This window comes from Rhizobium sp. MHM7A, assembly GCF_005862215.1.
GTDB classification, from domain to species: domain Bacteria; phylum Pseudomonadota; class Alphaproteobacteria; order Rhizobiales; family Rhizobiaceae; genus Rhizobium; species Rhizobium bangladeshense.
Genome location: NZ_VCHT01000017.1, coordinates 82,800 through 95,382, shown reverse-complemented (window position 1 = coordinate 95,382; position 12,583 = coordinate 82,800). Strand labels below are relative to the sequence as shown.

Sequence of the window (12,583 nt, the reverse complement as noted above, 5' to 3'; positions counted from 1 at the left end):
CCGGAGAGGGCTTTGATATGAACATCTCCAGATTTTTTGTCGACCGGCCGGTTTTTGCCGGTGTTCTTTCGGTCCTCATCGTTGTTGCCGGGCTGATAGGCCTGCGGGCGCTGCCGATTTCCGAATATCCCAACGTCGTGCCGCCGTCGGTCGTCGTGCGCGCCACCTATCCCGGCGCCAATCCGAGCGTCATTGCCGAAACGGTGGCGACACCGCTCGAAGAGCAGATCAACGGCGTCGAGGACATGCTTTACATGTCGAGCCAAGCGACGTCGGACGGCGTGCTTAACGTCACCGTCACCTTCAAGCTCGGCACCGACCCCGACAAGGCACAGCAACTGGTGCAGAACCGCGTTTCGCAGGCCGAGCCGCGCCTGCCGGCGGAAGTCCGTGCGCTCGGCATCACCACGGTGAAAAGCTCACCCGACTTCATCATGGTCGTCAATCTCGTCTCCGACGGCGAAAGTCACGACATCACCTATCTTCGCAACTACGCCACCCTCAACATCAAGGACCGGCTCGCCCGCATCCCAGGCGTCGGTCAGGTGCAGGTCTTCGGCGCCGGCGACTATTCGATGCGCGTCTGGATCGATCCGCAGAAGGCGGCCGAGCATGATCTCGCCGCCAGCGATATCAGCAACGCCATCAGTTCGCAGAACGTCCAGGCCGCTGCCGGCATCATCGGCGCGTCGCCGAGCCAGCCGGGCGTCGACCTGCAGCTCAACGTGAATGCCCAGGGCCGTCTGCGCACGCCCGAGGAGTTCGGCAACATCATCGTCAAGACGGGCGCCAATGGCGAGATCACCCGCCTTCGCGACGTCGCCCGCATCGAGCTTGGCGCCGCCGACTACACGTTGCGGTCGCTGCTCGACGGCAAGCCGGCTGTCGCCGTGGCCGCCCTTCAGGCGCCCGGTTCGAATGCGATCGAAATCGCCGACAATGTGCGCGCAACCATGGATCAGCTGCAATTGGCCATGCCTGAGGGCGTCAAATACGAAATCGTCTACGACACGACGAAATTCGTGCGCTCCTCGATCGAGAAGGTCATCGACACGCTGCTCGAGGCCATCGCGCTCGTCGTCCTCGTCGTCATTCTCTTCTTGCAGACATGGCGCGCCTCGATCATCCCGCTGATCGCCGTTCCGGTATCGATCATCGGCACCTTCGCGGTCATGTATGTCTTCGGCTTCTCGATCAACGCGCTCAGCCTTTTCGGGCTGGTGCTCGCGATCGGTATCGTGGTGGACGACGCGATTGTCGTGGTCGAAAACGTCGAGCGCAACATCGAACACGGGCTGTCGCCAAGAGCCGCCACCTACAAGGCGATGAAGGAGGTCTCAGGCCCGATCATTGCGATCGCGCTGGTCCTCGTCGCGGTCTTCGTGCCGCTCGCCTTCATCTCCGGCCTTTCCGGGCAGTTTTATCGCCAGTTCGCGCTGACGATCGCGATCTCGACCGTCATCTCGGCCTTCAACTCGCTCACCCTGTCGCCTGCGCTGGCAGCTCTTCTCCTGAAGGATCATCATGCGCCGAAGGACTGGCTGACGCGGTTCATGGACGCGATCTTCGGCTGGTTCTTCCGCGGCTTCAACCGTGTCTTCGGCGCAGGCTCGAATGCCTATGGCAAGGGTGTCGGCAGCCTGGTGTCGCGCAAGAGCATCGTCATGGTGGTCTACCTGGCGCTGGTCGGCGCGACGTACAGCATGTTCACCACGGTTCCGGGCGGCTTCGTACCGTCCCAGGACAAGCAGTATCTGATCGGCTTCGCCCAGCTGCCGGATGCGGCAAGCCTCGACCGCACCGAAGACGTCATCAAGCGGATGACCGACATCGCGCTCGCGCAGCCGGGCGTCGCAAATGCGATCGCCTTCCCTGGCCTGTCGATCAACGGCTTCACCAACTCCTCGAATGCCGGCATCGTCTTCGTGACGCTGAAGGATTTCGAGGAGCGCAAGACGCCTGATCTCTCCGGCGGCGCCATCGCGATGGCGCTGAACCAGAAGTTCGGCGTCATCCAGGATGCCTTCATCGCCATGTTCCCGCCGCCGCCGGTCAACGGCCTCGGCACGACGGGCGGTTTCAAGCTGCAGATCGAGGATCGTGCGGGTCTCGGCAACCAGGCGCTCGACGAGGCTACCAAGGCGGTGCTTGCCAAGGCCTATCAGGCGCCGGAGCTTGCCGGCCTGTTCTCCAGCTTCCAGATCAACGTGCCGCAGCTCTATGCCGATCTCGACCGCGCCAAGGCCGAGCAGCTTGGAGTTTCCGTCACCGACGTCTTCCAGACGCTGCAGATCTATCTTGGTTCGCTCTATGTGAACGACTTCAACGCCTTCGGCCGCACCTACAGCGTCCGTGTGCAGGCCGACGCGAAATTCCGTGCCCAGCCGGAAGATATCGGCCAGTTGAAGGTCCGATCGGCGTCGGGCCAGATGATCCCGCTGTCGGCCCTCCTGAAGGTGGAGCCGAGCACCGGCCCGGAGCGGGCGAACCGCTATAACGGCTTCCTCGCCGCCGATATCAACGGCGGTCCGGCGCCGGGCTTCTCGTCCGGTCAGGCACAGGCGGCAATCGAGAAGATCCTTCGGGAGACGCTGCCGTCCGGCATCGATTTCGAATGGACGGATCTGACCTATCAGCAGATCCTTGCCGGCAACTCGAGCGTCGTCGTCTTCCCGCTCGCCCTGCTGCTGGTCTTCCTGGTGCTGGCCGCCCAGTATGAAAGCCTGACGCTGCCGCTTGCGATCATCATGATCGTGCCGATGGGCGTGCTGGCAGCGCTGACGGGTGTCTGGCTCACCGGTGGAGACAACAACATCTTCACACAGATCGGCCTTGTCGTCCTTGTCGGCCTATCGGCGAAGAACGCGATCCTCATCGTGGAATTTGCCCGCGAACTGGAGTTCGAGGGCCGGACGCCGCGCGAGGCCGCGGTCGAAGCCAGCCGCCTTCGCCTTCGCCCGATCCTCATGACTTCCATGGCCTTTATCATGGGCGTCGTACCGCTCGTCGTTTCCACCGGTGCGGGCGCGGAAATGCGCGCGGCCATGGGTGTCGCGGTCTTCTCCGGCATGATCGGCGTGACTTTCTTCGGCATCTTCATGACGCCGGTCTTCTACGTGCTGCTGCGGCGGCTGACTGGCAACCGTCCGCTCATCCAGCACAAGCCGGACGAGCACAAGGAGGAAGAGGCCGAGGTTATACGGCTAGCGGCGGAATAAGCGGAATTCAACCTTCCTTTGTCGAGTAAATCGGGCGGGAACTTCGGTTCTCGCCCGTATCGTTTTTCTGACTCCAGAAGAAAATGCGTTACGTTCATCAAAACGGTTGCAACCGTGGACGAGGGGACTATCAAAGACGGATAGCAACTGGAGGATCGGCGTGGGCCTCAACCCCGCTATGCGGAAGGCGAAGCCGCAAAGCCGGCGCGCGCGTGCGGAAGACGGTGAAACGGAGTTTGGCGCTCCGCTTCTCGACTTCGATGAGAAGAATGGCCGATCGGGAGGATAATGATGACGGACAGCCAACCTAAGAAACGCCGCCTGCGTTCGCAGGATTGGTTCGACAATCCCGATCATATCGACATGGCGGCGCTCTATCTCGAGCGTTTCATGAATTACGGCATCACGCCGGAAGAGCTGCGCTCCGGCAGGCCGATCATAGGCATCGCCCAGAGCGGCAGCGATCTCACGCCCTGCAACAGGGTGCATATCGAGCTCGCCGAACGGGTGCGCGACGGTATTCGCGATGCAGGCGGCATTCCGATCGAGTTTCCCACACATCCAATCTTCGAGAACTGCAAGCGTCCGACCGCCGCCCTCGACCGCAATCTCGCCTATCTTGGCCTCGTCGAGATCCTCTACGGCTACCCGCTCGACGGCGTGGTGCTGACCACCGGCTGCGACAAGACCACGCCTTCGGCGATCATGGCTGCTTCGACGGTCGATATTCCGGCCATCGTGCTCTCCGGCGGGCCGATGCTCGACGGCTGGCACGAGGGGGAACTGGCGGGCTCCGGCACTGTCATCTGGCGCATGCGGCGGAAATATGCGGCAGGCGAGATCGATCGGGAGGAGTTTCTGCAGGCAGCGCTCGATTCGGCTCCATCCGTTGGCCACTGCAATACGATGGGCACAGCCTCAACGATGAATGCCCTGGCGGAAGCCCTCGGCCTTTCGCTGACCGGCTGCGGCGCCATTCCGGCCGCTTACCGAGAGCGCGGCCAGATGGCCTATCGCACCGGACGGCGCGCCGTCGAGATCGTGTTCGAGGACTTGAAGCCGTCAGATATCCTGACACGCGAGGCTTTCCTCAATGCGATCCGCACCAATTCGGCGATCGGCGGCTCGACCAATGCGCAGCCGCATCTGGCTGCGATGGCCAAGCACGCCGGCGTCGAACTTTATCCCGATGACTGGCAGGTGCACGGCTTCGAAATCCCGCTTCTGGCGAATGTCCAGCCGGCGGGCGCCTATCTCGGTGAGCGCTATCACCGCGCGGGCGGCACGCCGGCGATCATGTGGGAGCTGCTGCAGGCCGGAAAGCTCGACGGCAACTGTCGCACGGTGACGGGCAGGACGGTGGCCGAGAACCTGCAAGGCCGCCAGGCAAGCGACCGCGAGGTCATCCGGCCTTTCGACGAACCGCTGAAGGAGCGGGCGGGCTTCCTCGTCCTCAAAGGCAATCTCTTCGATTTCGCGATCATGAAGATGAGCGTCGTCTCGGAGGATTTCCGCCAGCGCTATCTTCTGGAGCCCGGGCGGGAGGGCGTTTTCGAGGGCAGGGCGGTGGTTTTTGATGGTTCCGAGGACTATCACAGACGCATCAACGACCCTGAACTCGGCATCGACGAGGACACCATCCTCGTCATCCGCGGCGCGGGTCCGCTCGGCTGGCCGGGGTCGGCCGAGGTCGTCAACATGCAGCCGCCGGATCATCTCCTGAAACGCGGCATCCGCAGCCTGCCGACGATCGGCGACGGCCGTCAGTCGGGCACTGCGGACAGCCCTTCGATCCTCAATGCCTCGCCGGAAAGTGCAGCCGGTGGCGGTCTCGCCTGGCTTCGCACCGGCGATATCATCCGAATCGACTTCAATGAGGGGCGCTGCGACATGCTGGTCGACGAGGCTGAGATCGAACGGCGCAAGGGCGACGGCATTCCGCCAGTGCCGGCGGATGCGACGCCGTGGCAGCGGATCTACCGCCGCTCAGTGACGCAACTGTCGGACGGCGCAGTTCTGAAAGGAGCTGCGGAGTTCCGCCAAATCGCGAAAAACCCGCCGCGGCACAATCATTGATCTGGTGTGGACGCAGATTGCGCTTTGGCTATCCCGCGCCGGCAGCCGAGACAGGCCGGCTGTTCCCGTCGATCACGGGCGGAGTGGAAAAGCAAAAGGCAGCGATAGATGGCTGATTTTCGGCCGAGATGCTTCTCTGTCTTCTGGATTGAGTAACCAGGAAAATCTCGATGCGACATTTATTCGCGTCGGCAGGAGGATTATTGGGCAGCAAGTAATTTTCTTGAGCTTGCAACGGCATTGTTTCATGGTAATGCGGAACGAAGCTTACTGCATTGCATCGAAAACGATTGTGCGCGTGGTCAAGACCATAGACGCCGCTTCTCCATCATTCGTTCGGTGCGATCGCAGAGCCGTGACCTGACAATTGCTTTGCCGTTGGCGGGATTGACTTGCGGGACATTCAATCTGGGAAGGTCGCATGAATTCGGAATTTGCCGTTCGTTCGATGCGGCCCGGCGAATTGGAGCTCGTGCTCGAATGGGCGCGTCAGGAGGGATGGAATCCGGGCCTCGACGATTCGCTTGCGTTCCTCGAAGCTGATCCGTCGGGGTTCTTCGTCGGCTCCATCGGTGAAGTCCCTGTCGGTTCGATCTCGGTCGTGAAATATGGAGACAGCTTCGCCTTTCTCGGCCTTTACATCGTTCACCCCGATTTCCGCGGCAAGGGTTACGGCAAAGCGATCTGGAAAACGGGGATCGCAACGGCGGAGGGCCGGACGATCGGCCTCGACGGCGTTACGGCGCAGCAGGAGAATTACCGCAGGGCCGGCTTCAAACCCGCTTATGCCACCGTTCGCTATGGCGGCGTTGCCTCCGCTTTGCCGGCCTCCACGCTCGTCGCTCATCCGGTGCTGGATTCACGCCTGGAAGGGCTGCAGCGCTACGATTCGGCGATCTTTCCGCAGCCGCGGGAAGCCTTCCTCGCCGCCTGGTGCACCAGCCGCAAGGGACGGCGTACGGCCGTGGTCCGCAAAAGCCACAAGATCCGTGGCTACGGCACGATCCGCCGCTGCTACGAAGGCTACAAGATCGGCCCACTCTTTGCTAATGACGCTGACAGCGCCGCGGCACTGCTTGCCGAATTGATCCCCGAAGCAAAGGGGGCTCAGATCTTCGTCGACATCCCCGTCGAAAACCGCGAGGCAATCGCACTTGCCGAAGGCATGGGGCTTCAGCCCGTGTTCGAGACGCTACGTATGTATCGTGGGCCGGCGCCGGCCATCCCGTTGAAGCACGTCTTCGGTGTGACGACCCTGGAGCTCGGCTAAAGGCTCTAATCCACTGGTGAGGCAGGCACGGTCGGAGCGGAAGCTTTCGGCCGGCCCTTTTCGGCGATAGCGATGCCGCCGAGCGTCAGCATCAGCGCTATTATATGGAAGGACTGAAGCCTTTCTCCGATCAGTACGACGGAGAGCAGTGTTCCGAACACCGGCACGAGGTTGATGAAGAGACCGGCGCGGTTGGCGCCGATAGCCTCGACGCCCTTGATATAAAGGATCTGCGCCAACAATGAGGGGAAGATCGCCGTATAGAAGGTGATGCTCCAACCGGCTTGGTCCGGCCACTGCGCAGCGCCACGGCCGATCTCCCAAAGAAGCAGCGGGAGCGAGGTCAGCATGGCGGCAAGGGCGGGGAATGCCATCAGCGTGCGCCAATCGACCGGCGGTTTCCAGCGTAGCAATATCGTGTAGAGCGAGTAGGCGGCAATGGCGATCAGCATCAGCCCGTCGCCACGGTTGAGCTGCAACTGCAGCAGCGTGGCGAGGTCGCCGTGGGCGGCCGTCAGCGCCACGCCCAGCAGCGTCGTGCCGAAGCCGAGACATTGCGCCAGCGAGATGCCAGTGCGGAAAAAGAAGAAATTCAACAGGAAGATCAGCATCGGAATGCCGGCTTGCTCGATGGCGACGTTGATCGCCGTCGTATATTGCACCGCCGAATAGAGCATGGCGTTAAAGAGTGTATAGCCGATGGCGCCGTAGCAAAGGAGGAGCGGCAGGTTTTTCTTCGCCACGGGCCAATCCTTCTTCAGTTGCGGCACAGATATTATGGCGATGAGCGCGACGGCGAGGAACCAACGCAGAAAGGTCAGCATCATCGGGCTGATATGGCCGACCGCAAGTTTGCCAGCGACGGAGTTGCCTCCCCAGCAGAGGGTGGCGATGACGAGGCAGAAATAGGCTGTGGCTTGCAAGAGCGTTCTTCCTCGTCTTTTGCAATCGATAATCGGCTATTTCCCAGGGGAAATAGACTGCCGGCTGCTGATTTGTCACGTAAAAAGCCCAATCGGCTGCGACAACAGGGTCGCTTTCCCAAAAACAAAGCTTTATAGATGCGCGGGTTTGAGCAGGTGCGCGGTTTTCCGCCGGTAATAGGAAGAGTTGGATGACGAACGTAGTCGTGGTCGGTTCGCAATGGGGTGACGAAGGCAAGGGCAAGATTGTCGATTGGCTTTCGGAACGTGCGGATATTGTCGTTCGCTATCAGGGCGGACACAATGCCGGCCATACGCTCGTCATCGACGGTACCAGCTATAAACTCTCGCTCTTGCCGTCCGGCGTCGTGCGCCCGGGCAAGATGGCCGTCATCGGTAACGGCGTCGTAGTCGATCCGCATGCGCTGATCGCCGAGATCGGGCGGTTAGAGGCGCAGGGCGTGACGGTTACGCCTGACAATCTGCGCATTGCAGACAATGCGACGCTCATTCTTTCGCTGCACCGCGAGCTCGACGCGATGCGCGAGGATGCGGCATCCAACAGCGGCACCAAGATCGGCACGACTCGCCGCGGCATCGGCCCGGCCTATGAGGACAAGGTCGGCCGCCGCGCCATCCGGGTGATGGATCTTGCGGACCTCGACAGTCTTTCCGGCAAGGTCGACCGTATTCTGACACATCACAATGCGCTTCGCCGCGGCCTGGGCGTCGCCGAGGTCAGCCACCAGGCGATCATGGAGGAACTCACCTCCATTGCCGATCGGGTCCTGCCGTTCCGCGACACGGTTTGGCTTTTTCTCGACAAGGAGCGCCGCAAGGGCGCCCGTATCCTTTTCGAAGGCGCGCAAGGGAGCCTGCTCGACATCGATCACGGCACCTATCCTTTCGTGACCTCTTCCAACACTGTGGCCGGCCAGGCTGCGGCTGGCTCCGGCATGGGGCCGGGCTCGCTCGGCTATATCCTCGGCATCACCAAGGCCTATACGACACGCGTTGGAGAAGGTCCGTTCCCGACGGAGCTGACCGACGAAATCGGCCAGTTTCTGGGTGAGAAGGGGCATGAGTTCGGTACTGTGACGGGGCGCAAGCGTCGCTGCGGCTGGTTCGACGCTGCGCTGGTACGTCAGTCGGTTGCTACCAACGGCATTACCGGCATCGCACTTACGAAGCTCGATGTGCTCGACGGTCTCGAGGAATTGAAGATCTGCGTCGGATATATGCTCGACGGCGAACAGATTGATCATCTTCCCGCAAGCCAGGGAGCGCAAGCTAGGGTCGAACCGATCTATGTCACGCTGGAGGGATGGAAGGAATCGACCGTCGGCGCCCGCAGTTGGGCGGATCTTCCGGCGCAGGCGATCAAGTATGTTCGCCAAGTCGAAGAATTGATCGGGGCGCCGGTCGCGCTCCTATCCACCAGTCCGGAGCGGGACGACACGATACTTGTGACCGATCCGTTTGAGGATTAAGGTCACGGGCCACTGTGGAGGACAGTTCGGCAGAGGCCGGACTTCTTGAGAAAGTACGAATGGCGGATTTTATTGCAGTTATTCGGCGGGCCGTCGACGGCCTGGCTGAAAATACCCCCGAGATGCGGGTAAAGGTCTACGAACGTGCTCGCGGCGCGGTGCAGCGGCAGCTCGAGAACATGAAGCCGCGTCCGCCGGAAGCCATGCTGCAACGCCAGCTCGATAAGCTCGAGGCCGCTATCCGCGAAGTGGAGGCTGAACACTCCGAAGCGCTGCCCCTTGATGAGGCGGCTGTCGCTGTCGCTGCGCCGGAAACCTTAGATCAAGCGGTTCCCGTCGAAAGCGAGTCACCCCCTGCGCCACAGACGGCTGTCGACGAGCCCGCCGATGAAGCCGATGCGGAATCGCCGACGACCGACGCCGTCCACGAACCCGATCACCAGGAAGCCGACGCACAGCAGGAAACTGAGGAAGAGGCCGCGACCGAGGAGCCGCTTTCTTCGGAACCTGAGCCCGCACAACCGCCACCTCCTGCGGAGACAGCTGCACCCGTCGAGACTCATTGGCATCCTTCGCATGAGGAGGAGGCGCCGGCCGAGGAATGGCATGCCGGCGAGGCGCGTGACGTCGCTGCCGAAGAAGTGCTGCCGGAACATCACGGCTTCGAAACGCCGTCCGCCGGTCATCTCTACGAGGAAGCGGACGAGCATCGTACCGATGAGCAGCATCCCGTGGAAGCCGAGGAGATTGCGGCCGAACCGGCGACGGTGGAAAGTCATGAGCCGAACGCCGAGGCGGATTACCAGCCAATCGAGTCGTTCCAGCCGATCACACGCGGCATAGAGCATGCATCCAACCGGCTGGTGGAGCCGGTTGCCGATTTCGATCGTGCGCAGGAATTCGTCGAGCATAGCCGCGAAGAACCGCTGCAGGCAGATGCCGCGGGACATTTCGATCCTGTCTGGACCGAGCCTGCCGCCGAGACGCCGGCTCCAGCGCCCAAGGATGCCGACACCGAGTGGGCCGAAGAGGAGCTCCGGCAATATTCGGAAACGGCGCCGGCGACCGCCGACGCTTCCGCGCGCGCATTCGAAGATGTGATATCGAGCCTCGAGAAAATGGCGCCCGCCGCTGTCATGCCGGTCGCCAAGGAGGCTTTCTCCTGGGAGAAGGCCGCCTTCGACGACCTGCCGCCGATCGAGGCGGGCACCGACAAGAAGACGCCGGTGTCCTCGCATTTCGAGGAAGTCGATATCTTTGCGGAAGTGCACGATGGCAAGCCCACACCCGCCGCCGGCGCACCGGGCGAGGGGTGGCGGGAAGCGAAGGCGCTGCGTGGCTATGATCGCCGCGGCTCGATCGTCATGGACGATGACGACGCCAATCCGGCGATGGATATCGATCAGATCGTCGCCTCCAAGCTGCAGGGCAAGAATTTCCGCATGGAGCCGAAGCGTCGCCGCTTCGGCATCGGCACGATTATCACTCTCCTCTTTGCGCTTATCCTGATCGGCGGCGGCGCCTATGCCGGCTGGATGAACAGAGAAGCGCTGGTGGCGATGGTCGATGGACTCGTCAGCTCGGCACCATCGCAGGCTACGAGGAATGAGCCGGCAACGACGACGGCGGAGTCCGAGACTCCAGTCCAGGCCACGACGACGCCAGCCGAGCCGGCCACGCCGGAAGCGCAGAATACGCCGGCGGCCCCGGCACAGCCGAACCAGCAAGTGGCCTCGTTGAACAACGACGGTGCGGCAGCCAACTCGAAGTTTACGCAGCGACTGCTCGCCGACGGGACCGAAGTCGACAGCGGTCCGGCGACGGTGCCGGGAACGCCGACGCCCGAAGGAAAATCGGTAGCCGAGCAGAATGTCGCTGCAGCGGATATGCCAGCTGCCGGCGCGCAGGGGGATACGGCACCGCCCCAGCCGCTGACGCCGAGCGGTCCTGCGACATCGCCACCGCAGGCTGCGCCGGTTGGCTCGTCCGAAAAAATGTTCCTCTATGAGGAGCGTATCGGCCAGAGCTCCCCGACGGCGATCGAGGGAACTGTGGTCTGGAGCGTGCAGCACGAGGCAGGGCAGAATGGCCGGCAGGTAGCGACGGTACAGGGCAACGTCACGGTTCCCGAACGCAATCTCTCGGCTCTTGTCACCTTCAAGCGCAATTCCGATCCGTCGCTGCCGGCAAGTCATCTTGTCGAGATTGTCTTCTCGGTGCCGCCCAATTTTGAAGGAGGCAGCATCGACAGCGTCCAGCGCATCTCGATGAAGCGCACAGAGCAGGATCGCGGCGACGCGCTGATTGCGGTTCCGGCCAAGATCACCGATGATTTCCATATGATCGCGCTCAACGACTATCCCGATGCGCGCAAGGCTAATCTCGATCTGTTGTCAACCCGCAACTGGATCGATATTCCCATTACCTATCGCAACGGCCGCCGTGCGCTGCTGACGATGGAAAAGGGTGGCACGGGAACGGATGCCTTCAACACGGCCGTCAAGGAGTGGACTGCGCTCGGGGATATCTCGACGAGTCAGTGAGTGGGCTCTCGGTGCGCCCTGCCGTCGTCCCGACAAAACAAAAACGCCACCTCCCGTCTAAGGAGGTGGCGTCCAATTCTCAAGTTCAGCCGATCAGGCAGTGGCTTCGACGACGCGAATGGCCTTGGCCCGCTCCAGGGCTTCCTTGCGGACAGCATCCTGTACCTTTTCAAAGGCGCGGACTTCGATCTGGCGGACGCGTTCGCGGCTGATGTCGAATTCAGCCGACAGGTCTTCCAGGGTCACCGGTTCCTCGGCGAGGCGACGGGCCTCGAAGATGCGGCGCTCGCGTTCATTCAGCACGCTCATCGCCTTCGCCAGCATGCGCCGGCGGGTTTCGAGCTCGTCCTGTTCGATCAGCACATCTTCCTGGCTGTCATGGTCGTCCACCAGCCAATCCTGCCATTGACCGCTGTCGCCTTCGGCCGCCTTGATCGGTGCGTTCAGCGAAGCGTCGCCGGAGAGGCGGCGGTTCATCGAGATGACCTCCTCCTCCGAGACGTTCAGCTTAGTGGCAATTTCCGAGACATGCTCCGGCTTCAGGTCACCGTCGTCGATCGCCTGGATGCGGCCCTTCAGCCGACGCAGGTTGAAGAACAGGCGCTTCTGATTTGCAGTCGTGCCCATCTTCACCAGCGACCACGAGCGCAGAATATACTCCTGGATCGAGGCCTTGATCCACCACATGGCGTAGGTGGCCAGGCGGAAGCCGCGCTCGGGATCGAATTTCTTGACGGCCTGCATCAGGCCGACATTGCCTTCAGAGACAACTTCGCCAATCGGCAGGCCGTAGCCACGATAACCCATCGCGATCTTCGCGACGAGGCGGAGATGGCTGGTGACGAGCTTATGGGCGGCATCGCGGTCGCCATGCTCGGCATAACGTTTGGCCAGCATATATTCCTGCTGCGGCTCCAGCATCGGAAATTTGCGGATTTCGTCGAGATAACGATTGAGGCCGGCTTCGCCGGCGGTAATGGACGGCAAGGTATTTCGGGCCATAGTGCACCCTCCTGAAGTGAATTCCGGTTCCCGATGGAAACGCGTCCCCGCGTCGAAAAGG

7 protein-coding genes are annotated in these 12,583 nt (G+C 61.9%); 5 read left to right on the top strand and 2 right to left on the bottom strand.

Annotation, left to right across the window (positions count from 1 at the left end; all coding sequences use genetic code 11):
• The first annotated feature begins 17 nt into the window (after window positions 1-17).
• From FFR93_RS34460 to FFR93_RS34450, 3 genes are all read left to right on the top strand, one after another.
• Window positions 18-3,218, top strand: coding sequence for a multidrug efflux RND transporter permease subunit (locus FFR93_RS34460; RefSeq protein WP_138396467.1), 3,201 nt, complete (start codon window positions 18-20; stop codon window positions 3,216-3,218).
• A 291-nt stretch (window positions 3,219-3,509) separates the two neighbouring features.
• Entirely contained in the window at window positions 3,510-5,294 is a 1,785-nt protein-coding gene (locus FFR93_RS34455) for an IlvD/Edd family dehydratase (protein WP_138396466.1), read from the top strand.
• Between the two features lie 421 nt (window positions 5,295-5,715).
• Entirely contained in the window at window positions 5,716-6,564 is an 849-nt protein-coding gene (locus FFR93_RS34450; protein ID WP_138396465.1) for a GNAT family N-acetyltransferase, read from the top strand.
• 5 nt (window positions 6,565-6,569) lie between these two features.
• On the opposite strand, the gene FFR93_RS34445 is transcribed toward FFR93_RS34450, so the two are convergent.
• The gene (locus tag FFR93_RS34445; RefSeq protein ID WP_064706019.1) at window positions 6,570-7,487 is read right to left on the bottom strand and encodes a DMT family transporter; all 918 of its coding nucleotides are present in this window, start codon (window positions 7,485-7,487) and stop codon (window positions 6,570-6,572) included.
• Window positions 7,488-7,678: 191 nt separating this feature from the next.
• Between FFR93_RS34445 and FFR93_RS34440 the strand changes: the two genes are divergently transcribed.
• Together FFR93_RS34440 and FFR93_RS34435 are read left to right on the top strand one after the other, a co-directional pair.
• The gene (locus FFR93_RS34440; protein ID WP_064706018.1) at window positions 7,679-8,977 is read left to right on the top strand and encodes an adenylosuccinate synthase; all 1,299 of its coding nucleotides are present in this window, start codon (window positions 7,679-7,681) and stop codon (window positions 8,975-8,977) included.
• 59 nt (window positions 8,978-9,036) lie between these two features.
• Window positions 9,037-11,520: a hypothetical protein gene (locus FFR93_RS34435; RefSeq protein WP_138396464.1), complete on the top strand. Its 2,484-nt coding sequence runs from the start codon at window positions 9,037-9,039 to the stop codon at window positions 11,518-11,520.
• Between the two features lie 93 nt (window positions 11,521-11,613).
• On the opposite strand, the gene rpoH is transcribed toward FFR93_RS34435, so the two are convergent.
• The gene (gene rpoH / locus FFR93_RS34430) at window positions 11,614-12,522 is read right to left on the bottom strand and encodes an RNA polymerase sigma factor RpoH (RefSeq protein ID WP_064695517.1); all 909 of its coding nucleotides are present in this window, start codon (window positions 12,520-12,522) and stop codon (window positions 11,614-11,616) included.
• Window positions 12,523-12,583: the final 61 nt, after the last annotated feature.